Consider the following 22,018-nt stretch of genomic DNA (forward strand, 5'->3'; position numbering starts at 1 on the left):
CTGCTCAGCCGCACCAGCGGGCGAGCAGCGTTCCGTACACCTCCACCGCCTGGTCCACGCGCGACGCCAGGCACCATTCGTCCACCACGTGGCACTGCGCGGTCTCGCCCGGCCCCAGCACCACGGTCGGCGCGGCCGCTCCCGCGCCCAGCAACCCCGCCAGCACCGACGCGTCGGTGAAGTAGCGGGCCGGTGCCCTGGGCGTGTCGTCCAGCCCGGCGTCGGCGAGCGCGGACCGGACGAGCCCGACGAACGGGTCGTCCGCGGCGGTGTCCACCGGAGCCAGCAGCACGTGGTCCGCCACGCTGACCTTGTCCCCGGCCAGCGCTTCCACCTGCGTGCGCAGCTCCTCGGGGTCGACGCCCGGCACAGTGCGGATGTCGAGCATCAGCTCCGCGGCCGCAGGCACCACGTTGGTGGCCACACCGCCGCTGAACATGCCGACGTTCGCGGTCACGCGGCCGAACCGCTCGTCGGTGGGCCAGCCGTCGAACTCGTGCAGCGCCACGCCTGCCCGCGCGAGCCGTACCACGGCGTTGTCGCCGAGCTCGGGAGCCGAGCCGTGTGCCGAACGCCCGGTGGCGCGCAGCCGCATCCAGTGGGCGCCCTTGTGGCCGAGCACCAGATCGTTCCCCGTCGGCTCGGCCACCACGAGCGGTCCACCACCCGCGATGGCCGCCCTGGCGCCGTCGTCCAGGCCGAGCAGGCCCGTGCAGCCGGTCTCCTCCCCCGCCGTCAGCACGAGCTGCACACCCCGGCAGTCGTGCGGTCGGCGCGCATGCTCCACCGCGGCGATCACGGCGGCGGCCACTCCCGACTTCATGTCGCTGGTGCCCCGCCCGACGACCCGGTCGCCGTCACGCTCGGCACCCCACGGGTCGGCCGACCAGTCCGCGGCGTCCACCGGAACGGTGTCGAGGTGGCCGGTGAACGTCAGCGGAGGCCCGCCGCCCGGAGTGCGGGCGACGAGCTGCTCGCGCCCGTCGGCCCAACCGAGCAGCTGCGTGCCCATCCCGGCGTTCTCCGTGATCGAGGCACAGTGCCGGGCGGCGGCGCCCTCGCCACCCCCGATCGTCCGGAACCGGATCAGGTCGGTGAGCAGGTCGAGCGCGGAGGTCACCGCAACACCTGCCCCTTCGTCTCGGGCAAGGTGAGGATCACCAGGAACGCGATGGCGGCGCCTGCGGCCACGTACCAGAAGAACGCCTCGGCGGCACCCGCACCCGACAGTGCCTGGATGACCAACGGGGCCGTGCCTCCGAACAGGGCGACGGTGAGGTTGTACCAAGCCCCGATACCGAGGCCGCGCACGGTGGTGGGGAACAGCTCGCTCATCACGGCGGGCGCGATGGAGGTCATCATCGTGTAGAGCCCGAGCCCGACGCAGAACACGACGAGCAGGTTCCCCATACCCGGCCCGATCAGGTACGACAGCGGCACGATCAGCACCGCCGTGGCGGCCGACCACACCAGGAGTTGTGGCTTGCGCCCGTACCTGTCCGACAGCGCACCCATGGGGTACTGCAGCGCCACGAACAACGCCGTCGCGATCGAGAGGGCGACGAAGACCTCGTTCGCGCTGGCACCTCGCGAGGTCACGGCGAAGGGCGTGAGCGCCGAGAAGAACGTGTAGTAGCAGAGCGTCGAGAGCAGCGTGAAGCCCACGAGCTGGCCGACGGCCTTCGGGTGCTCGCGCAACGTGGTCAGGAGCGGGTTGCGCAGGGCCTTCGCCGCGGTCTTGTTCTCCTCGAACTGCTCGGTCTCCGGCATCGCCCGGCGCAGCCACAGACCGACGAAGCCGAGCACGCCCCCGATGATGAAGGGGATCCGCCAGCCGTAGGACGCCAGATGCTCGGCGTCCATCACCTGGGTCAACAGGGCACCGAGCAGTGACGCCACAAGCACCGCCGAGCCCGTCGAGATGTAGAAGAACGACGAGTACCGGCCGCGGCGCTCGGGCGGGGCGATCTCGGCCAGGTACGCCGAGGCGTTGGAAACCTCCCCACCCAGCGACATGCCCTGCGCGATACGCGCGATCAGCAGCAGCGCCGGCGCGAGCCAGCCCACCATCGCGAACGTGGGCAGCAGGCCGATGGCGAGCGATCCCAGTGCCATCAGCAGGATCGTCACCAGCATCGCCGTGCGCCGCCCCCGCAGGTCCGCGAACCGGCCGAGCACCCAGCCCCCGAGCGGACGGAAGAAGAACGCCACCGCGTACGTGGCAAGCGTGCTGAGCAGGGCGAGCGCAGCGTTCTCCTTCGGGAAGATCTGCGTGGCGAAGAAGATGCTGAACGTCACGTAGATCGTCCAGTCGTACCACTCGATGGCGTTGCCGATCGATGCTGCGACCAGAGTGCGGACGGGCAACCGGTGCGGCTCGGAGTCGACCGCGGCAGACGGTGTGGATATCGACGGATCGGACACGGCTACCCCTGGCTTTGCGGCGACGGAAAGTCAGCAGAGAGTAGCCACTCGACCGACCGTCGTCACCCGCTAAGGTGAACGGCGGCCGCCTGATGCCCTAACCGGCGCGCATCCCCTCGATGAAGGCGCCGGCGTGATCCAGCACCTCGGCGCTGGTCGTAGTGGTCTGCCCGAGGTCGATGAACACCTCGTCCACGTCGAGATCCACCAGTGACCGGGCGTAGTCGACGAGCTGGGCCATCGTTCCTTGGTCGGGAACCTGCTCGGTGTCGGCCTTCTCGTCGCTCAGGTGGGGATTGATCCGCACGATGAACCGGATGTCGCCACGGTCGCGCCCCGCCGCCTCGGCCTCCCGCAGGACGCTGTCCCAGAGGTAGGACAGCGCCGGAAGCGGAGCGCCGACGCCGAGCCACCCGTCCGCCCGGCGCCCGACGCGGCGGATGGCCTGCGGCGAGAAGCCGGGCAGCAGGATCGGCGGGCGGGGCCGCTGCACGGGCTTCGGCTCGATCGGCGTCGGGACGACCGTGAACAGCGGGCCGTCGTGCTGCACCACCCCGGAGGTCCAGATCTGCTCCAGCAGGTCGAGCGTCTCGTCCAGCCGTGCTGCCTTGCCCGTCCACGGGACGTTGACGGCCGTGTACTCATCGCGCATCCAGCCGATGCCGAACCCCGCATCGAGCCGCCCCTTGCTCAGGATGTCGAGGGTGGTCAACGTCCTGGCGAGGATCACCGGCGGGTACCAGAGCGCGTTGAGCGTGTTCGTGCCCAGCCGGACCCGCTCGGTGTGGGCGGCGGCGAACGTCAGCGCGGTGAGCGGGTCGAGGAACGTGCCGAACTGGGGAGGGATCACCCCGTCCTTGCCCGGGTAGGGATCGCTCGGCTCGACCGGGATGAAGAGGCGGTCCCCCGTCCACAGGCTGTCGTACCCCATGGCCTCGGCGGCTCTGCTGACCTCGACCAGAGAATCGACGGTGGCCAGCGCGCCGTAATGGGGTAAGCCGAGACCGATTCGCATCCGATCACCTTTCAGGGTCTATTTCCAGATCACACTAAGAGTGGCGCTGCGGCACGGACACAGCCGTGACCAGCGAATTTCCTGACGGCAACAGGCGTCGCACGCCCGGGGCAGCAACGAAGCCACCCCCGCCGAATTCATGCGGAATTCGACGATGTGTGCGATTCAGTTCGCCGGCCGGTCGGTCGAGACGGCGAGGTCGGCGTAGGCCTCGAGCTCGGTCAGCTGGCGCTGCAGCTTGTCGCGGATGCGCTCGACCGCCGCCTGCCCCAGTGGCAACCGCAACGGCGACGACCCGTCGCGCACCACCCCGATGATCGCCTGGCACGCCAGTGCGGGATCGCCGGGCTGCTGTCCATGCCCCGTGGAGAACCGGTCCCGCAACGCCCCCGCGGGACCGTCCGCGTAGTCCTGGATCGGCGTGGCCCACCCGAGCGACCGGCCCAGGAAGTCGGTACGGAACGGGCCTGGCTCGACGAGCGTCACCCGGATCCCGAACGGTGCGACCTCACCGGCGAGTGCCTCGGACGCCCCTTCCAGCGCGAACTTCGAGGTGGCGTAAACGGCGTGGCCCGGGTTGGCGACGACGCCACCGACCGACGACATCTGCACGATGTGGCCGCTGCGGCGAGCCCGCATGTGGGGCAGCACGGCACGCGTGACGGCCAACACCCCGAACAGGTTCACCCCCAGCACCTCGTGGATCTGCTCGTCGGTCAGCTCTTCGAGCGCTCCGAGGAGACCGTGGCCCGCGTTGTTGACAAGCACGTCGATGCCGCCGCTGTCCACCGCGGCCGAGACTGCGGCACTGACCTGCGCGGGGTCGGTCACGTCGAGCGGCAGCGCCAGGGCGGCTCCGGGGTAGCGCTCCACGAGATCGGCGACCGTCTCGGGCTTGCGCGCGGTGGCCACGACCTGATCACCCTGGTCGAGCAGGGTCTCGGCAAGGATGCGGCCGAACCCGGTCGATGCGCCCGTGATGAACCAGCGGAGTTGGGTCATACCGCCATCCTGCGCCTCCCCACCGAAGCCGAGCCGAGCCCCTCCCCCACGCTGGACGAGCGGCACGATCGCACCGACCTTGCGGGTGAACGTGCCGCTCGTGGCCCGGAGCGTCAGGAGTCCTTCACGGTCGCGCCGTGGACTGCGGCGACAAGTGCTCGCAGCTCGGTGCCCTGTTCGCGGAAGGCGGTCAGCTCCTCCCGCGCCAGCCGGGCATCGGCTCGGGCTTGCTCGACCTCCACGCGCATCCGTTCGAGCTCGGCATCGGCCCGCGCCCGCAGCGCCGCCTCGGCGTCGAGCCGTGCGCGGGCGCCGGTCAGCTCCTGCTCCGCCCGCTGCCGGGCCTCCTGCTCGCTGGCCAGGGCGTCGGTGGCTGCCGCGGCCTGACGGGTGGCGTCGTCGCGGGCGCTCGTGCAGGCGCTCAGCTCGGCGCGGACGGCGACGAGCTCGGTGCGGCGTTCCTCGGATTCCGCCCGCCATTCCTGCGACCGTGCCTGCGCCGCGGCGCATTCGGCGTCGGCCCGCCCGGCCCGCACCGCCGCCTCCTGTGCACCCCGCTCGGCTTCCGCGGCCTGGCGGGCGGCCGCGGCCGCCCGTTCCTCCGCGGCATGGCGGCCGGCCACTGCCTCCTCAACGGCCTGCCGCGCCGCGCCGAGCGCCTCGGTGGCCTCGAGCGCCTGCCGGGCGGCGGCTGTCGCCCGCTCCACGGCGGCGGTGCGCTCCTCGACGGCCCGGGAGCTCCGCTCGCGCGCCTCACGGGCCTCACGCTCAGCCCGCTCCCTCGCCTGCTGCGCCTCGACCCGCGCGGCCTCCGCCTCCGCCGCACCCCGGTTGGCGGTCTCGACGGCGGCCAGGGCGGCACCCTCCACCTCCTCCAACCGCGCCATGACGGCGTCGAGCGCGGCGGCCAGTTCCGTGACGGGTGCGCGCACGGCGTCGACGTGCTCACGGAGCCGGTCGGCGTCGAGTCGGAACGAGGAGCGCCCCGAGTCGAGACCCAGCGCGTCGAGGGCATCCCGTTCGGCCCGGGCCATCTGCGCGCAGGTGCGGCCGCCGGGCCACCGGGTCTCCCGGCAGAACGAGCGGCGCCGGCCGCCCTGGGGACCGGGCGGCGGCAGCTCTGCCCGGCACTTGCTGTAGCCGCAGCGTGCGGCCTCGTCGATCATGATCCAGAGGCTATCAGTTCGACGTTTGTGAACTATAAAACCGGTTCGATGTTCCCGAAACTGAACTAGCCACCAACGAAACCGGTGTTTTGTTGGTGTGGGCGGGCGGTCGGCGCGTCTGAAGGCTGGGAGGGTGTCGGTCTCGTTTGGCTCAGTGCGCTTGGCAGCGGCTCAGCGCACTTGGCAACGGCTCAGTCATCTTGCCCACGGTTTCTTACGCAGACTTAACATCTCCCACCATCCGCAGTCGGCTCAGCGACAGGGCGGCAGGTGACCTATCGGTCATCCGCGATCGGAGCGCTGGACACCACAAGCCGCAGTGGTGGCGCCACGTACTCGGCTCCGCCCCCATGCGATCGGGTGCGACCAGCGGTGAACGAGGGCGAACTTCGACGTACCGGTCGACGAGAGAGGTTGGAAGTGCGTGCGAGGCAATCCGGGCCGCAGGCCCGGGAGTCGCAGGCTCGGGAGTCGCAGGCCCGGGAGTCGCTGTTGCAGGAGCTGCATCTGGGACGGACTGGGACGCGCCGACCCGGGCCGGAGGAACACTGGTGACCATCGCCGGCCCGCCCGAGGCGCGGCCCGCGCACGGCCTGGCGGCCGACTTCGTTGTCGAGGCCGATCGTGCCCAACTGGGTGAGGTCGTCCGGCGGGTACGTGACGGACGGCTGCCGACGAACATCGGCAACTTCGCAACTCTCGACGATGCCGTCGCGGCCTTCAATACGACCGAGCGGATCAGCGGACAGACGATCATCCGCGTTCGTCCGTGATGACCTGAGGACAGCGACCGGTCCTGCCCTCCTCGTGGATCAGCGTCAGCCGCGTGGCCAGGGCGTCGACGGCGCCGAGTACGCGGGTGGCGGCACCGAATCCATCGGCGCCGGAGACGAGGAACAGGGCCCCGGGCGGGGGCTTCTGGCGGCCCGGTTCGTCGACGACCTGCGGCCAGCGACCTCGGCGCCTTTCACGGATCCATGAAACTATGCGCGCCGCGCCGGCGAAGCGGCGGGCCTCAGGTCGATCCCGCGGCCGGGCCCGCCGGTCAGCGGCGTCTGGCCGCCGGAATTCTGCTCCCGAGTCCTATCGCCCGTTTGATTTCCACCGGCACGCCGCACCGCGACTGTCCAGTCCTGGGAGCTTCCACCTGGGATCGGCAGCCGAACGCGCCGCGTTGGGCGGCTGGTGGCCTGCAACCCGGGAACTGTGGATGCGAGCTGACCTTGATGGCGATCACGACACAGTCGCGGGTTACGCCAGGTGGCCTGCCAGGTTCCGGTGATGGTCTCGGACACGCTCCCGAATTACCGTGGACGCAGAACGAGTACGCGTCGGCGCTGTCCACGAAGTCCCCGCCGGCCTCGGTGGAGGCGTCGAGCACCGGGTGCGAGGTCGCCCCGTCGCTGGTCCAGCCGAACGTATTGCCGCCGAGGTTCAGCGAGGACACGTCGATGCCACTGGCGCCCAGCGCGCTCACGGGAGCACATCCGTGCGCAGGCGGGTCTCGACGAACTTCTCTATCCGCCAGGAGCCATCGACCTTGGCGAACTCGCCGTGATAGTGGCCGTAGCCGCGCGCCTTGAGGGTGCTGCCGTCGATCCAGTCCTCCATGTTGATGGTCGAGGACGCAGCCACCGGCGAGTGGACCTCGGTGGTGAAGGAGAACAGGTGGTGGATCGCGGTGGCGTCGCCAACACTGGTGGTGATGACGTCCTCGATCTCCTTCGGGCCGGTCATCTGCATAACCTGGACGCCTTGCGGGTCATAGATCGTGAAGGTCGCCTCCGGTGCGAATAGCCGCGCGAGCTGGTCGAACTGTTTGTGGTCGGCGTAGTAGGCGTATCGGGCCATGAACTGGCGGATCTCGTCGACGATGACCAGCCGCTCAGTATCGGACACCGCGAAGAATCGGCGGAATCGCTCGGCGGTGGCCTGCGGATTGTCGAACGCGTACGCGTGGGAAGCCTGCACGATGACATCGGTTTCGATGTTCTCGGCGACCTGCCGGGCGCCGGCCAGCAGCTGGTCGCGGTAGTAGCCGTGGTCGCCGTTGAGCACCAGGACCGGCATCGGGAGCCGGGTCGTGAACTCGGCCCGGTTGGCCTTGCCGTCCTCGATCATGGCGCCGTAGTGCTGGAAGCCGCCGCGGATGCCGTTCGGGCCGGTGAAATGCGGCAGATAGTGGGCGACGCCGTATTCCTCGGCGTCCGGGCGCACTGAGGTCAGCCGGTAGAACGGCGTGAGGTATTCGGTTTCCTTGCCCTGGGTGAGGAACGTGGCGAGGTCGACCTGGCCGCTGAACCCGAAGGCGTAGGTACCGCCCTCGACGGAAGGGTTCATCATCTCCTCAAGGCCGAAGCCGGGGATCAGCGTCTCGGAGAGCACCAGCCGGCGGACCTCGTCAGGGTGCCGTGACGCGTACGCGTAGACCACCATGCCGCCCACGTCCATGCCGACCAGGTTGATCGGTCCCAGACCCCGCCCGAGCACGATCTGCCGGATGTCCTCGGCGACGTTGGTCTTGGCGAAGGTGTCGCTCTCGGCTGGGTCGGAATCGCCCATGCCACGCAGGTCGGGGGCCAGCACGGTGTAGCCCTGGGCCGCCAGCATCGGCATCAGCTCACGCCATACCGCCCAGGTGAACGGGAAGCCATGCACCAGCACGACCACCGGGCCGGCGCCGCCGATCACGTAGTGGATGCGGGTGCCGTTCACTTCGGCGTAGTGGTGTTGGAAGCCGTGCAGGCCGTCTACCGCAGTCCGGGTTCGGGATGAGTCACAGTCACCAGAGCCTCCTTGATTGTCGGTCGCTCGAACGTAAACCTTGGAGTATGGTCCAAGGTCTAGGGTGATCCGCGCCTCACTTCACTCCGCTCGGATCGACAGGGAGGCTCAGCGCATGTTGATCGGCGAATTCGCTAAACACGTCGGCGTCAGCACCGACACGATCCGCTTCTACGAGAAGGTGGGCTTCTTCTCCAGTAGCCGCAGCGAGAACGGCTATCGACACTACACCGAGAAGGACATCGAAACGGCCGACCTCATCGCCTCCGGGAAATCGATAGGTTTCTCCCTGCGCGAAATCCTGGCCTTCTGCCAGGAGATGACCGACGGCGTGCTGGATCACGCGCGAGCACAAGAGAGCCTGCAGTCCAAGATCAACCTCATTGACGAGCGGATCGCATCACTGAGACGAGTCCGGAAGCTGGCGCAGCGGCAACTCGACTATTGCCGGGCGGTGGAGGCGCAAGAGCTGGCTGTGTCAGACGGCGCGCTGGACAGATAACGAAGTCCATCACCAGGAAGGTCGTCGACCGCGCGGCGGGATCGGCGGCGTACGGGTCAAGCACCCTGGGGTATCTCTATGTTTGTGTCAAGCGGCGGCGAGGTCGGGATCGGGTCGGTTCACGACTGGCGGGGTGTGTAGGGACGGTGGTCGCGAAGCATGGCGTAGACGACGTGCGGGTCCCGACCCGGCCAAGCCCACGCGCACGGGTTTGGTCGACCACCGGGACATCGCGCCAGGGCAGCTCTGCGAGCTGGGCACGTAACAGGCCGGCTGCGACCGCGCCCCAGCCGAGATCGCGGACACCGCCACCGCAGCCGGTGGCGTACTCCGCGGGACTTCCGCGGATCACTTACCGCAGCCAGTACGACTAGGGCGTGTCCTGTATGCCTTCTGACCTGCGGTAGTTGATCATGACCGGGTGGTGGGTCGTGGTGAGGTGACCGACAAGGCCTGGGCACGGATCGAGCCGTTGTTGCCGCCGGTTGCGGGTCGAGGCCGGCACTGGCGCGATCACCGGCAGGTGATCAACGCGATCCTGTGGAAGCTGCGCACCAGGGCGCCGTGGCGGGACCTGCCCGAACGCTACGGTCCATGGAAGACCGCCCATGAGCGGCTGCGGATCTGGACCGCAGACGGAACTTGGGAACGCATCCTCGACCACGTGGTCGTCAAGGACGACTCGGTCGGGGCGGTGGAGTGGACGATCAGCGTGGACTCCAGCAACGTGCGGGCCCATCAGCACTCGGCTGGAGCCCGCAAAAAAGGGGATGCACCAGCGAGTGGGTCGAAGCCCTCGCCGTCGACGGGGAAGCACTCGGCCGGTCCCGAGGCGGACTGACCAGCAAGATCCACCTCGCCGTCGACGGGCGCGGCCTCCCGATGTCGATCATCCTTACCGCCGGTCAAGCCGGGGACAACCCGCAACTGCTGCCCTTGCTGAATCAGCTCAGCGTCGGGCGTGACGGACCAGGCCGGCCCCGCACCCGCCCCGACCGGGTGGTGGCCGACAAGGCCTACTCCCACCCGTCCACCCGGGCTGCGCTGCGCGCACAGGGCATCCCGTTCACCTGCCCCGAACGCCGTGACCAGATCAACCACCGGCGCGCCAAGGGCTCCCGCGGCGGCCGCCCACCCGCCTTCGACCAGGCCACCTACGCCGGCCGCAACGTCGTCGAGCGCTGCTTCAACCGACTCAAGCAGTTCCGCGACCTGGCCACCCGCTACGCCAAACGCGCCGCCTACTACCGCGCCGAGATCATCATCGCCGCGATCGTGTTATGGCTGCGCACAGACCTACAGGACACGGCCTAGCAGATCCTCGCCACATGACCGGCGGCCGACTCAACAGTGGCGGCCGCCAGGTCGGGTGCGGTGTCGCTGCACACGGCAAGCAGGGTGATCGGGGTCACAGGCATGTCACCGCGCAGACATGCCACCCGGCGTGACCTTGCCGGGCCCCGGAGCTGTGCGCGCATAGTCGCCGTTTCTACGGCCGTTACTACCGATGCCCCTAGAGGGCAACTGACCGGCTGAGTTTCTCGTACTGCCGGAGGATCTTTCCACGGGAGTCGAACGCGGCGCCGAGCGCCTCGAACGCGTCGTCGCCCAGGGCGAGGCGCAGCGGCGGAGCGGGCATGGTGGTCACCTCGACCAGGATGGCAGCGACCTTCGCAGGGTCGCCGGGGAAAATTTCGTCGCCTCGGCGGGCGTAGTCGCGAAGACCGGCCACCGGGCCGGTTTCGTACGGCGGCAGTTCGGTTGCGAACTGGAGAGCGCGACCGAAGCCGGTCCTGATTGCACCGGGCTCGATGATAGTGCAGTGAATGCCGAAAGGGGCGACTTCTTGCGCAACCGATTCGGTAAAGCCCTCCAGTCCCCACTTCGCGGCGTGGTAGATGCTTGAACCGGGAAACGCGGTCTGTCCACCCATGCTGGAGATCTGCAAGAGGTGCCCACCGCCGTTCTTGCGCAGTGCGTCCAGGAAAGCGCGGGTGATCGCGATCGGGGCATGTAACAGCGTTTTCAACTGATCTTGGATCTGCTCATCGGCGAGTTCCTCGAGGGCGCCGATGACACAGTAGCCCGCGTTGTTCACCACGACGTCAACCGGGATCTGCGCTGTCACGCGCTCGACCAGACCGGTGATGGCCGGGAGGTCTCGCAGGTCGAACAACTCCACCTGCAGCGCGCCGCCGTGACGGGCTTCCAGATCGGCCAGCGCTTCCGGGCGGCGGACGGTGGCCACAACCTTGTCCCCGAGGTCGAGTACACGTTCGACGAGGTGTCTCCCCATGCCGCTCGATGCACCGGTGACAAACCACCGACGTTCCGTCCGAGGATTGGTGCTCACGGTCTTCACCTTTCTTTGTACGAAAAGATCATGTTCCGAAACCGTTCGGCTTCCCGTTTTAGAGTTCAATCCTCGCCAGATCTTCCCCCGACCCGGCTTCGACGCGTTTCAGGACTCGGTAGACGGCGGAGCGGGAAACGTTGAACAGTCGACAGGTCGATGAGGTGTCGCCGAACATCAGCGCACGCACTTAACGCGACATGACCACCGCAGGTTTACCCCTTCCGCCCAGAAACTTCGGATCTTTTCCGGTCAAGGATTGGCAGCGGCTCAGGACACTTGACAGTGGTTCAGATATCTTGCGCGCGCCAGGCTCGCGTTCGCAGGTCCAGTCGCGGGTAGCTCGCGGCCTGACGAGAAGGCCGAGGTCGGGCCTGCGCGCGGCCGCTCAGCACGGTCGGGCGGGACAGCCCAGACCGACTCGGCGTCGGACACTAGGACGGCGACCGTTCAGGAGCTGCTGGATCCGATTGGTGTCCGTGTGGACGCTCGCCCTGGCACACTCTGCAACGCGGGGTGGTGCGATCGTCGAGGTCATCGGGCGGCGTCCGCGGAGTCCTCAGCAGGCTCGAGGACATGCAGGGTTGGCTCCGCTCCCTCGTCCACAGGCGTGACCGGCCGCAGAATTGAGCCGGCGGCCACGACGACGGTCGGACCGCCGAGGGCGCGAGCCAGCGGGGCCAGACCGAGGTTGCCAGTCCAGTCGATGTCGATCACGGCGACGCGGGCGGTGGCGACGATGGGGCGGCCCACCAGGATGCGACCCTGGTCCTCAGCGACCGGCAACAGCTCGGCCCCGAGTTCTCGAGCCACGACGTGAGCCAGCACCGCGGTGTCCGCCGAACTCCAGAACGCCACGACATCAGGATCGTTGGCTCGCAGCACTGTTGCGAGGGCCTTGCCCAATGCCTCGGGAACAGCAGGCGAGTCGAGTGTCTCCGCCACGGTCCCGTTCATTGCAGCGACGCGAAGGATTCGCTGGTCGTACTCAGCCATGGTCGAACATCTTCCTTTCGCGGTGAAGCGCCTGTTCGGCGGAAAAGAGGGACGGCGACGCTCTCGACGACCTGCGCTCCAGGGTGCTCGGGAGCGGTTGTCAGTGCTGGCGAGACGTCGCCTAGGCCGACCGAGGGCGCCGTAGGTCGACATCTGCTCCAAGGGCACGAACGGCAGACCGGTGTGCAGCGCCAGGGTCGTGACCGGCGGCGCGTCCACCGGTGGCGCAGCGGGTCGAACGGCCTCGGTCGGCGCTCGCTCAGCCAGGAGGGTGGCGACTCGGAGTGGTCATCTCGGATCGATCGGCGTGCGCACGCCGGCGCGAGCTTCGATCTCCTCGGCGGCTTCCAGACAGAGATCTTCGCGGTAGCGGCCGGCGATGAGCTGCACGCCGACCGGCAGACCGTTGGCCACGCCCGTGGGGACGGTGATCGACGGCAGGCCGAGCACCGGCACTGCGAGCTCCGTCGACTGCGCGCGCATCACGTCCTGGAAACTCGGCACATCGACCAGGCGGCCGAGGCGGAACGCCGGCTCGGCGCAGCTATGGGTGAGGATCAGCGGCCGCTGTTCGAAGAAGAGCTGCCACAGGCTCAGCAACCGGTCGCGCTCCACCATCGCCTCGACCATGTCCTCCGGCCCACAGCCGGAAAAGACCTCGAGGCAGAGATCCACCCAGGTGCGGGTGGCGTCGTCACCGTACTCCGCGACGCTTGCCGCGTCCCCGATCGTGTCCCCCATGGCCAGCCGCGGCCACAGGTCGATCACGGCACCGAACTCCGGCGGTGCGATTTCTTCGACGATGTAGCCGGCGTCAGTGAGCCATCCCGCGGCCTGCCGGATCGCCTCCGCCACCTCGGGCGCGACACCACCGCGCCCGGCCGGGTCGATCACCATCGCCACCCGCATCGGCTTCTTCACCGGCGGTCCCTCGAGCGGCACGTCGACCCAGCGATTGTCGTACGGACTACCCACCGACATCGCGGCCAGCGCCGCGCGCGCATCGCGCACCGTGCGCGTCAGCGACCCCGGCACGGACATCAGCGCCGTTGACACCTTCCGCCTGCCTGTCGTGGTGAAATTGAACCGAGGGATACGGCCGTAGGTCGGCCGCAAACCGACGAGGCCACAGCAATACGCCGGGAAGCGCACGGAACCGGCGATGTCGCTACCCTGGCCGATCGCGCCGATCCCGGCGGCGGTCGCCGAGGCCGCACCGCCGCTGGAGCCACCGCAGGTGCGGTCCTTGTTCCAGGGGTTCCGCGTCAGCCCATGCAGATCGTTATCGGTGAACCAGCCGATCGAGAAGGCCGGCACATTGGTACGACCGACGATGATCATCCCGGACGCGCGCATGTTGGCGACCAGGGGATTGTCGCGGCTCGCCATCCGGCTCTTGTACTCGACCACACCATCATCGGTCGGGCACCCCGCCTGGTCGACATTGACCTTGGTTGTCGCCGGCACGCCGAATAGCGGTCGCACGGCATCGCCCCGCGCCAGAGCCCTGTCGGCCTCGTCGGCAGCAGCCAGCGCCTCCTCGTGCAGCGCCCAGCGTGATGGCATTGATCGTCGGGTTCACCTCGTCCAGCCGCTCCAGCGTGTCGGTGATCACCTCGCGCACTGAGGCTTGCTTCGTACGGACCAGCGCCGCGGTTTCGACACCGTCGAACTTCCACAGCTGGGCCATTGCCCCACGCCCACTTTCTTTCACTCGCATCGGAAAACTGCGTCCGGCGCACAGAATGGGCGATCCACCACCCGTGCAGGCTCAAGATTTGGAGATGGCGGAAATTACAATGGAAGGGATTCCGCATGCGTCCACCCGACAGGGCGGACGTATCCCCGGAATGTTCCCGCGTTCATGTCGACGAAATCCCGTTGCCCCGGTTCGCCCCTCGCCATGATTCCAAAGTACTGCAGAGTAAGCGCTTCGCGATGTGCCCTGGCTCACCGTGAACCCAGCTCGCTTCTTCCCCCGCTGACCCCGCTGGACCATCTCGGGACGGGCATTTCTTCTCCGGCTGGAGACAATTCCTCCTTGAAGGTTGCGGGAGCAGATCCGGTATGCCGATGCTCGCGACGCCGACAGCCGGGACCATCCCGTACCGCATCCGCCGGAACGCCCGTCCGAACGTCCTGCGGTCGAGGAACCCGCCGTGGGCGCGATCGACGTCTAAGGCATGAATCGAATATTTCCGGAGGAACTGTGCGCGATCCTGCTGGGATTCTTCCGGTCCTTGACCGGACGTCCCAACAGGATCGCCCGGTGGTCCCGCGCCGCGCTCAGAATTCGAGCAACGAACAAAGGAGATTCCCGTGGAAGGTGTCGATCCCACGGTGCCGCCGAGCGGTACCGGCTGTGCTGACTGCGAAGCATCCAGCCCGAAAGGCTGGTGGTACCACTTGCGCCGTTGCGCGCTCTGCGGCCACATCGGGTGTTGCGACACGTCGCCCAGCCAGCACGCCAGCGCCCATGCCGCCTCGACCGGCCACCCGGTCGCGCGCAGCTTCGAGCCGGGTGAAGAGTGGTTCTGGGACTACAAGAGGCAAGTCAAGTACGACCACGGTCCCAAGCTGACCGCGCCGACGCACCGCCCGGTCGAGCAAACCGTCCCAGGCCCCGCTGACCGCGTGCCCGCGGACTGGGCCGACCACCTCCACCGGTGACCAGTGGCGTCGCCTGACCGCCCCCGGTCAGGCGACGCGGAACCCTCGTTGAAAACCCCGCGGAGGCGCCGTCCACGCACCAGGGCGGCGAAGCTCGGCGGCTGACGCGGCGAATTCCCCGCCGGCCGCCGACGCTCGCGGACCACGCCCGACACCTGCTTTACGAGTCGTTGTCGTCGGCGCCACCAACGCGGCCGACGGCCATGGCCGGATCCTGCAGAGCCGCGTCATTGCTGCCGTCCGGCCACGGCGACACGCTCGACGCGTGCTGCAGACCTTCATCGAGCTGTACCGCTACACCGAGGCGTGGACCGGGCTCACCGACGGCGAACGCGACAAGTTCACCCGGCAGATCCTCGGGTCCGCCGGCGAGCTACAGGCCATGGGCATCGAGGTCGTCGCGTACGGCGTCAACGACCCGGACACCGACCGCCGCGCGCCCTACGACTTCTTCTGTGTCTACCGCGTGCCCGATCTCCAGACCCGCCGCGTCTTCGAGAAGGCCGTCGAGGGCTCGGGCTGGTACCGCTACTTCGACCAGGTCAACCTCTCCGGCGCCGCCCTGACCCCTTTCGGGTTGTTCGCCGCGAACGCCCGGCTGGAGGAACCCGCCGTGCAGGCGGAGGAGATCGCCCCGCAGTCGCGGTACACCAAGAGATCCGCCGTGTCGCACGGCCACAGCATGAGCTACGCCGAACACGGCGAGGGCCGGGCGATCGTCCTCCTCCACGGCGACGTGATGTCGTCCTTCCTGTGGCGCAACGTGATGCCGCACCTCGAGGGCCGCGGGCGGCTCCTCGCCGTGGACCTCGTCGGGGCCGGCGACTCGGAGAAGCTGCCGGGCTCCGGCGAGGGCACCTACTCCTTCGCCGAACACGCCCGCCACCTCGACGGCCTGCTCGACGCGCTGGACGTCGGCGACGACGTCGTCCTCGTCGGCCACGACTGGGGCGCCAACCTCGCCTTCGACTGGGCGATGCGACACCCGGGCCGGACCGCCGGGATCGCCTTCAGCGAGGCCCTGACCCCGCCCTTCGACTGGGAGGACTGGCCGGAGTCGGTGCAGCCGCTCTTTCGGTTCCTCCGCACCCCCGAAGGCGAGCAGGCGGTGTTGCAGCACAACGCCTTCGTCGACAGCGTCCCGCGCTTCCTCACCCGGGTGCTCGCCCCGGAGGAGCACGCGGAGATCGCGCGCCCGTACGCCGAGCCCGGCGAGGGCCGCCGGCCCACGATCGACTGGCCACGCCAGGTGCCCTTCGGCGACGACGACACCCCCGTCCGGGCGCAGCTCGAGCAGCAGGCCGCATGGCTCGCGACCAGCCCCGTCCCGAAGCTGTTCCTGCGGGCCCACCCGGGCGGCATCGCCGCCGTCGGCGGACGTCGCGCCGACGGGATCCGGTGGTACACGGCCCTGACGGAGGCCCACGTCACCGGCTCTCACTGGGTCCCTGAGGAGGACCCCCACGGCGTCGGGCGCGCCCTCGCCCACTGGCTCGACGAGCTCCCGGCCCGGTGACGCCCCGCCGTCGCTGAGCTGGGAATGAGCGCGATCCACCGGAGGGATCCTCGGTCCCGCGCAGCCCTGCGCACCGTCGCCGCCTCAACCGCGGGCCGGCTGCGCCTCGTGCTCCGCCGGCGGGGAACCGGGGTTGTCAATCTCGACGGCCTGACCTGACCGGACCTCCTGCACGCAGACGCACGAGAGGCCCGCGACGATCGGCCGGGTGTCGGCCTTCGGCTGGGCGATGGGCTACTTCGGCGGAATCATCCTTCTCGGCACGACCACGCAGCGCCCGGCGACGCTCGGCCGGTGTGCGGCGGCGGGCACTCGTCAGGGCCGCCGAGGAACGGGCCCGTGACACCCTGCCGACCACTCCTTTCGCATCCACCTGTGCGGGCCGGCCCTCGCCGCTCTCGACGGGGCCCGGCTGGACGAGGAGCTGTGCTTCGTCGCGGCGGTGCTCCACGACGCGAGGTTCGCGAACCGACGGCGGGGAACTGCTTCGCCGCCGCCGGCGGGACCACGGAGCGGGCCGGCGCGATCGGCGTCGCGATCGCCGCCCACATCACGACGGGTGCGGCCGAGGACCTCGCCGATCCCGGCGGGCTCGTGTCGGTGGGCGCCCTGCTCGATCTCGCCGGGCAGCGCCTCGACGAGGTCGAGCCGCGCTGAGTCGACCGGCTGCAGCGCGAGCACCCGCACGACGGCTTCGGCCAGGCGATGAGCGGCTACTGGCGCGCGGAGTCGCGGGCGGTCCCCGGCAGGCGCGCCCGATGGCTCACCCACCACGCCGCCCTCCCGCGGCTCACCCGCGCGGCAGCGATCCCCCGACAGGCGACTGGCGAGCGCCGGCGGGGGCGGTGTCGAGGCGGAAGCGGCGGCGGTACTCCCCCGGCGTGGTGCCCATGTGGTCGCGGAAGACCCGGTGCAGCGTCTCCACGGACCGCAGGCCGCTCTCCCGCGCGATGCTCTGCGCCGTGCGGTCCGTCTGCTCGAGCAGCCGCCGCGCCAGTTCCAGCCGCAGCCTCTCGACGTAGGCAGCGGGCGTGGTCCCGGTGTCGCCGTGGAAGACCCGGGCGAAGTGCCGCGGGCTCATCGCCACCCGCTCGGCCAGCGCGGTCACTGACAGGTCCCCGGTGAGGTGCTCACCGATCCAGGCCCGGAGCCGGCGCAGGTCGTCCCGGGTGCTGGGCCGGTGCGCCAGCGGCGCGCTGAACTGACTCTGGCCGCCCGGCCGCTGCAGGTACATCACCATGATCCGGGCGACCTCGAGCGCGATCTCGTGGCCGTGGTCCTCGGCGACGAGCGCCAGCGCCAGATCCATGGACGCCGTCAGCCCCGCGCTCGTCCACATCTTCCCTGAGCGGACGAAGATCGGGTCCGTCACCACTTCGACCTGCGGGTACTGCGCGAGATCGGCGGCGGTTGCCCAGTGCGTGGTCGCGCGGTAGCCGTCGAGGAGCCCTGCGGCGGCCGTCAGGTGCGCCCCCGCGCACATCGAGGCGACCCGCCCCGCCCCCGGCCCGACCGCGCGCACCCACTCGACGGCGGCGGCGTCGGTGCGCGGCACAGGGCGGTTGTCCTCGATCTCGACGGTGCCGGGCACGAGCAGGGTGTCGATCTCCCGCTGCCACGAGGCGAAGGTCTCCTCGGCGCACAGCCGCAGCCCGGAGAAGGTCGGGACCGGCCCCTCCCGCTCACCGACGAACCGCACGTCGTACCCGCGGGCCGCGCTCCCGTCCCGGGCGAGGCGCTTCGTCGCAAGCGTGAACACCTCCGCCGGCCCCGTCACGTCGAGCGCGTCCACACCAGGGAACAGGACGACCGCCACCACGTGCGGCACCCGAGAATCCATGGCGACAGCCTGACTCGTTGCCGGCGCCCCGAACAACCGCCCCCCGCATTGTGGAGCCGTAATGCTGTGGAGGCGGGGCGTATGACAGCGCTACGGCTCCGAAATGCGCAGATTGACGGCTGTACCCGCTGCCCATGGGCTGGTAGAGATCATAATCATGAGCACTCCCGAGCTGCCGGTCGCGCGGACCTGCCCGTTCACGCAACCGGAGTTGCACGCACGCTCATCCGAAGAAGAACCCACAACTCGCGTTCGTCTTCCCAACGGATCACACGCGTGGTTCGTGACCCGCTACGAGGAAGTGCGAACCGTGCTGAGCGACCCTCGCTTCTCCTCGGACCGGGAAAAACCAGGCTTTCCACGATTTTCTCTCGAAAAAGACAAGGAACCCGTGCGCACGATGCTCGGGATGGACGCGGAGGAGCATCGGGCGGCTCGCGGCGCCGTGCTCGGCGAGTTCACGCTCCGACGCGTGAACGCGCTGCGCCCGCGAATCCAGGAGATCGTCGACGGACTGATCGACGATCTGCTCACAGCCGGCCCCCCGGCTGATCTGGTGACGTCGCTGGCCCTGCCGGCGCCGTCACTGCTGATGTGCGAACAGCTCGGCGTGCCCTATGCCGATCACGCCTTCTTCCAGGAGAACACCGCGAAGCTGTTCGGCCGGGAGGCTCCACCGGAGGAAACCGCCGCCACCTACGCGCGACTCCATCGCTACTTCGACGAGCTGGTCACTGCGAAGGAAGGCACGCCCTCCGAGGACCTGCTCGGTCGGCAGATCACCGAGAGCCGTGCGGCGGGCACCTACGACCACGCCTACCTGGTCGGGCTCGCGTTCCTGCTCCTGGCGGCCGGGCACGAGTCGACGGCGAACATGATCTCGGTCGGGGTCCTCGGACTGCTGGAAAACCCCCGTCAACTGCGGTTGATCGCAGCCGAACCGGGGAAGACACCGATTGCGGTCGAGGAGCTGCTGCGCTTCTTCTCGATCACGGACACGGTCCCGCTCCGGGTGGCGGTTGCCGACGTCGAACTCGGCGGTGTGCTGATCAAGGCCGGTGAAGGTGTGCTGCCCTCGCTGTACGCGGCGAACTGGGACCGGTCCGTGTTCGACTCGCCGGATGTGCTCGACGTCGAGCGCGGCGCCCGACACCACGTCGCGTTCGGGTTCGGGTCGCACCAGTGCCTGGGCCAGAACCTTGCGAGGGCCGAGCTGGAGATCGTGTCCGAAACGTTGTTCCGCCGGATTCCGGGGTTGAAGCTCGCGGCGGACGTCGACGAAATCCCCGTCAAGGAAAAAGCATCGGTGTACGGGCTGCACCGCCTCCCCGTCACCTGGTAGACGACAAACGCTCCCGCCACGAGCCAGGAAAAGGGAGCCATGAAGACATTATCTCGGCCCGTCGCCGGGCCCCGAATCGCCCGCAGACGTGGATGGCGACGGCGCTGTCCTTCGCGGACGTGACTCGGCGGCGTCGCCATTGGCCTTCAGCGTGTCCAGCCCACGCCGGTACTCGGACTCGTCGATCTCACCGCGCGCGTATCGCTCCGCCAACAACTGCTCGGGAGTCGCACGGGCGTGATGCTCGAACCGGTCGACAACCGACGTGAGCGCGTAGTAGACGAGCGCAATGACACCTGCGATCACCAGCACCCAGAACACGATCGCGGTGATCGTCATCGCCATCCAACCCCACCCCGTCATGTTGTCACTCCACCAATACATCATCGCGATCACCTCGCCGCGCCGTACCACTCGTCCGACCGCCTCATGGTGTCCGAGGCTGCACGACCAGATCAGAGGACGAAGGCCCCGTTCGACGATGCAGAGGACCCTGTCATCGCGGCCAAGTGTCATCGCTGACTTGGCACCCTCGCAGCGGTTGCTGCGTTGCCGCGGCAGAGGTTCGAGCCGAAGGACCGGCACCGACGAGCTCCGCGGCGAGCATCAGCCCCGCGTGCCCGGCTGCCGAACCGTCGACACCCGCCACGATGGGGCCACTGCGCGGCGGCGGAACTCGGGGATGCCCGGGTCCGACAAAGGTGAGGAAAGGACACTCGGCCCGCCTCGCTCGGGTCGAGCGAACCTGTCAGCCACCTCCTCCCCCGTGCACTCTCGCCTCCGAGAGAACCGGACCAGAGGAGACGCGCATGGCCCCCACCGTGAACGACTCGCCCGGAGCCCGGCTCGGCGTGGTCGTCGGAGTCGACGGCACCCGCACCGCGCTGGACGCAGTCCGCTGGGCGGCGGTCGAGGCCCAGCTGCGGGGGCTCCCGCTGCAGATCCTGCACGCTGCCCCCTACACCGCTGATCACACCCGGCCGGGGCTGCGTCGGGCTCACGACATCCTCGCCCGCGCCTTCACCGTTGCCCGACGCACGCATCCCGAGCTACCCGTCGCGACGAATCGCACCGAGGACACACCGGTCTGCTCTCTGCTCGATGTGGCCGAGCGCGCCGAGCTCCTGGTGCTCGGGATGAGCGGCGGCGAGCGATTCCCGGAAGCGTTCGTCCACTCCGTCGTACTCGACGTGTGCGGGCGCGCTCCGTGCCCTGTGGTGGTGGTTCGCGGCGCGTCAACGCGCCGAACCGGGGACACCGTTGTCGGTGTCGACAGCCCGGTCGTCGACGCAGCTGCGCTGGAGGCCGCCTTCACCGACGCGAAGCGGCACGGCGGCCGGGTCGTCGTGGTGCACGCCCTGCACGGTGCCGGCCCGTTCCGCGATCACCTCACCGGCCATGATCAGAGTGCCCATGACGCCGCACTGGCGCGCCTGTCCGACCAGCTGGCCCCATTGACCAGTCGATACTCCGACGTCGAGGTCCAGCTCGAGGTGGTACACGAGCAGCCGGTTGCCGCGCTGTTCGGCGCGGCGGTAGCGGCCCGCCTCCTCGTTGTGGGTCCCCGTAGCCGCGGTGCCGCAGCACGGGCACTGTTCGGCTCGACGAGCCACGAGGTGCTTCGTTGTTGCCCCGTGCCCGTCATGGTGGTGAACCCGGTGGCCGCGGGGGACGCAGTGCTCGCATCCACCTCGACCGTGACCAGGCAGGAGCGCAATCCCCACGATCGCAGTGAGCTGTGGTGATGTGGCCCCCACCGTGACGAGATGCAGCGACGAATGACGAGCCGCCTGTATGCCGAGGTGGAGGAGAAGAATGGCGCAGAGAAGCGATCGGATCGTCGTCGGGTTGGACGGATCAGCGGCCAGCCGGGCAGCGTTGGCGTTCGCGCTGCACGACGCGGCGCGTCGTGGTGGCGCCGTGGACGTGGTCGCCGCTTTCGAGATTCCTGGGTATTGGGATGCCCTGTACAGGGCACTCCCGCCGGAAGACGGTCCGTCGTTGGCCGAGGCCCGCGACGCCGTGCGCAAGGAGGTCGAGGCGGTCGTTGCAGACGTCAGGGGGAGCCTGGTCGACGAGATGCCACAGCTTCCGCCGGTCACCGTGACGGCCGTAGGCGGAAGTGCCGCTGACGCACTGCTGCAGGCCGCCCGGACTGCCGATCTCCTTGTTGTGGGAAGCCGGGGACGCGGCGGCTTCACGAGCATGCTGCTGGGTTCTGTCAGCTTGCAGTGTGTGCTCCACGCTACCTGCCCGGTCACCGTCGTACACACCCCCGCGGAGGACGTGACAGAGCAGGCCGTGGAGCAATCGGCTCCTGCGCTGGGCTGAAACAGACGCCGGCACATACGTCGCAGGCGGGAGGCGGCCGATTCACCGGTCGCCGGTGAGCCGTCGGCGCCTCGGAC

Annotated in this window: 19 protein-coding genes and 1 pseudogene; 9 read left to right on the forward strand and 11 right to left on the reverse strand. The window is 69.1% G+C overall.

Features of this window, described 5'->3' with window-relative positions; all coding sequences use genetic code 11:
• Positions 1-4 precede the first annotated feature (4 nt).
• The 5 genes from MMF94_RS18320 to MMF94_RS18340 all read right to left on the reverse strand — a co-directional run bounded on the left by MMF94_RS18320 (position 5) and on the right by MMF94_RS18340 (position 5,607).
• Complete coding sequence (locus tag MMF94_RS18320) at positions 5-1,120, reverse strand: M20 family metallopeptidase (protein ID WP_241038117.1); 1,116 nt, start codon at positions 1,118-1,120, stop codon at positions 5-7.
• Positions 1,117-2,424 carry an MFS transporter gene (locus MMF94_RS18325; RefSeq protein ID WP_241038119.1) on the reverse strand — a complete coding sequence of 436 codons (1,308 nt, stop codon included), beginning with the start codon at positions 2,422-2,424 and terminating at the stop codon, positions 1,117-1,119. Before MMF94_RS18325 ends, MMF94_RS18320 begins: the two co-directional genes overlap by 4 nt.
• Before the next feature lie 97 nt (positions 2,425-2,521).
• Complete coding sequence (locus MMF94_RS18330) at positions 2,522-3,439, reverse strand: TIGR03619 family F420-dependent LLM class oxidoreductase (RefSeq protein ID WP_241038121.1); 918 nt, start codon at positions 3,437-3,439, stop codon at positions 2,522-2,524.
• Positions 3,440-3,604: 165 nt separating this feature from the next.
• Positions 3,605-4,441 (reverse strand): oxidoreductase, encoded by an 837-nt coding sequence (locus MMF94_RS18335; protein WP_241038122.1) that lies wholly within the window; start codon positions 4,439-4,441, stop codon positions 3,605-3,607.
• A gap of 113 nt (positions 4,442-4,554) precedes the next feature.
• Positions 4,555-5,607 (reverse strand): coiled-coil domain-containing protein, encoded by a 1,053-nt coding sequence (locus tag MMF94_RS18340; RefSeq protein ID WP_241038123.1) that lies wholly within the window; start codon positions 5,605-5,607, stop codon positions 4,555-4,557.
• 551 nt (positions 5,608-6,158) lie between these two features.
• Between MMF94_RS18340 and MMF94_RS18345 the strand changes: the two genes are divergently transcribed.
• Positions 6,159-6,380, forward strand: coding sequence for a hypothetical protein (locus MMF94_RS18345; RefSeq protein WP_241038124.1), 222 nt, complete (start codon positions 6,159-6,161; stop codon positions 6,378-6,380).
• Between the two features lie 700 nt (positions 6,381-7,080).
• Here MMF94_RS18345 and MMF94_RS18350 read toward each other — a convergent pair.
• Positions 7,081-8,322, reverse strand: coding sequence for an alpha/beta fold hydrolase (locus MMF94_RS18350; protein ID WP_241038125.1), 1,242 nt, complete (start codon positions 8,320-8,322; stop codon positions 7,081-7,083).
• Between the two features lie 184 nt (positions 8,323-8,506).
• On the opposite strand from MMF94_RS18350, the gene MMF94_RS18355 reads away from it, so the two are divergent.
• Together MMF94_RS18355 and MMF94_RS18360 are read left to right on the forward strand one after the other, a co-directional pair.
• Positions 8,507-8,893: a MerR family transcriptional regulator gene (locus MMF94_RS18355; RefSeq protein WP_241038126.1), complete on the forward strand. Its 387-nt coding sequence runs from the start codon at positions 8,507-8,509 to the stop codon at positions 8,891-8,893.
• Positions 8,894-9,314: 421 nt separating this feature from the next.
• A pseudogene (locus MMF94_RS18360) lies at positions 9,315-10,207 on the forward strand (IS5 family transposase).
• Between the two features lie 199 nt (positions 10,208-10,406).
• On the opposite strand, the gene MMF94_RS18365 reads toward MMF94_RS18360, so the two are convergent.
• From MMF94_RS18365 to MMF94_RS18375, 3 genes are all read right to left on the reverse strand, one after another.
• Complete coding sequence (locus tag MMF94_RS18365) at positions 10,407-11,246, reverse strand: SDR family oxidoreductase (protein ID WP_241038127.1); 840 nt, start codon at positions 11,244-11,246, stop codon at positions 10,407-10,409.
• Between the two features lie 534 nt (positions 11,247-11,780).
• Positions 11,781-12,242: a hypothetical protein gene (locus MMF94_RS18370; protein WP_241038128.1), complete on the reverse strand. Its 462-nt coding sequence runs from the start codon at positions 12,240-12,242 to the stop codon at positions 11,781-11,783.
• Between the two features lie 288 nt (positions 12,243-12,530).
• Positions 12,531-13,808: an amidase gene (locus MMF94_RS18375; protein WP_241038130.1), complete on the reverse strand. Its 1,278-nt coding sequence runs from the start codon at positions 13,806-13,808 to the stop codon at positions 12,531-12,533.
• A gap of 753 nt (positions 13,809-14,561) precedes the next feature.
• On the opposite strand from MMF94_RS18375, the gene MMF94_RS18380 reads away from it, so the two are divergent.
• The 3 genes from MMF94_RS18380 to MMF94_RS18390 all read left to right on the forward strand — a co-directional run bounded on the left by MMF94_RS18380 (position 14,562) and on the right by MMF94_RS18390 (position 17,085).
• Positions 14,562-14,912, forward strand: coding sequence for a UBP-type zinc finger domain-containing protein (locus tag MMF94_RS18380; protein ID WP_241038132.1), 351 nt, complete (start codon positions 14,562-14,564; stop codon positions 14,910-14,912).
• Positions 14,913-15,177: 265 nt separating this feature from the next.
• Positions 15,178-16,428, forward strand: a complete 1,251-nt coding sequence (locus MMF94_RS18385; protein WP_241038134.1) for a haloalkane dehalogenase — start codon at positions 15,178-15,180, stop codon at positions 16,426-16,428.
• A 426-nt stretch (positions 16,429-16,854) separates the two neighbouring features.
• The gene (locus MMF94_RS18390; protein ID WP_241038135.1) at positions 16,855-17,085 is read left to right on the forward strand and encodes a hypothetical protein; all 231 of its coding nucleotides are present in this window, start codon (positions 16,855-16,857) and stop codon (positions 17,083-17,085) included.
• A gap of 133 nt (positions 17,086-17,218) precedes the next feature.
• On the opposite strand, the gene MMF94_RS18395 is transcribed toward MMF94_RS18390, so the two are convergent.
• Positions 17,219-18,268, reverse strand: a complete 1,050-nt coding sequence (locus MMF94_RS18395) for a GlxA family transcriptional regulator (RefSeq protein WP_241038137.1) — start codon at positions 18,266-18,268, stop codon at positions 17,219-17,221.
• A 157-nt stretch (positions 18,269-18,425) separates the two neighbouring features.
• On the opposite strand from MMF94_RS18395, the gene MMF94_RS18400 reads away from it, so the two are divergent.
• Entirely contained in the window at positions 18,426-19,610 is a 1,185-nt protein-coding gene (locus tag MMF94_RS18400; RefSeq protein ID WP_241038139.1) for a cytochrome P450, read from the forward strand.
• Between the two features lie 48 nt (positions 19,611-19,658).
• Here the strand turns inward: MMF94_RS18400 and MMF94_RS18405 are convergent, their stop codons facing one another.
• Positions 19,659-19,973, reverse strand: coding sequence for an SHOCT domain-containing protein (locus MMF94_RS18405; RefSeq protein ID WP_241038141.1), 315 nt, complete (start codon positions 19,971-19,973; stop codon positions 19,659-19,661).
• A gap of 446 nt (positions 19,974-20,419) precedes the next feature.
• Here MMF94_RS18405 and MMF94_RS18410 point away from each other — a divergent pair, with 446 nt between their 5' ends.
• Both MMF94_RS18410 and MMF94_RS18415 read left to right on the forward strand, forming a co-directional pair.
• On the forward strand, positions 20,420-21,355 hold the full coding sequence (locus tag MMF94_RS18410; protein ID WP_241038143.1) for a universal stress protein: 936 nt from the start codon (positions 20,420-20,422) through the stop codon (positions 21,353-21,355).
• Positions 21,356-21,425: 70 nt separating this feature from the next.
• Positions 21,426-21,941, forward strand: coding sequence for a universal stress protein (locus tag MMF94_RS18415; protein WP_241038144.1), 516 nt, complete (start codon positions 21,426-21,428; stop codon positions 21,939-21,941).
• The last annotated feature ends 77 nt before the right edge of the window (positions 21,942-22,018 follow it).

The organism is Pseudonocardia alaniniphila, assembly GCF_022524485.1.
GTDB classification, from domain to species: domain Bacteria; phylum Actinomycetota; class Actinomycetes; order Mycobacteriales; family Pseudonocardiaceae; genus Pseudonocardia; species Pseudonocardia alaniniphila.

Excerpts from the sequence above, each read along its gene's own strand:
- MMF94_RS18330 (WP_241038121.1), bottom strand. The coding sequence starts at position 3,439 with ATGCGAATCGGTCTCGGCTTACCCCATTACGGCGCGCTGGCCACCGTC.
- MMF94_RS18335 (WP_241038122.1), bottom strand. The coding sequence starts at position 4,441 with ATGACCCAACTCCGCTGGTTCATCACGGGCGCATCGACCGGGTTCGGC.
- MMF94_RS18340 (WP_241038123.1), bottom strand. The coding sequence starts at position 5,607 with ATGATCGACGAGGCCGCACGCTGCGGCTACAGCAAGTGCCGGGCAGAG.
- MMF94_RS18355 (WP_241038126.1), top strand. The coding sequence starts at position 8,507 with ATGTTGATCGGCGAATTCGCTAAACACGTCGGCGTCAGCACCGACACG.
- MMF94_RS18370 (WP_241038128.1), bottom strand. The coding sequence starts at position 12,242 with ATGGCTGAGTACGACCAGCGAATCCTTCGCGTCGCTGCAATGAACGGG.
- MMF94_RS18375 (WP_241038130.1), bottom strand. The coding sequence starts at position 13,808 with ATGCCATCACGCTGGGCGCTGCACGAGGAGGCGCTGGCTGCTGCCGAC.
- MMF94_RS18395 (WP_241038137.1), bottom strand. The coding sequence starts at position 18,268 with ATGGATTCTCGGGTGCCGCACGTGGTGGCGGTCGTCCTGTTCCCTGGT.
- MMF94_RS18400 (WP_241038139.1), top strand. The coding sequence starts at position 18,426 with ATGAGCACTCCCGAGCTGCCGGTCGCGCGGACCTGCCCGTTCACGCAA.
- MMF94_RS18405 (WP_241038141.1), bottom strand. The coding sequence starts at position 19,973 with ATGACGGGGTGGGGTTGGATGGCGATGACGATCACCGCGATCGTGTTC.
- MMF94_RS18410 (WP_241038143.1), top strand. The coding sequence starts at position 20,420 with ATGGCCCCCACCGTGAACGACTCGCCCGGAGCCCGGCTCGGCGTGGTC.
- MMF94_RS18415 (WP_241038144.1), top strand. The coding sequence starts at position 21,426 with ATGGCGCAGAGAAGCGATCGGATCGTCGTCGGGTTGGACGGATCAGCG.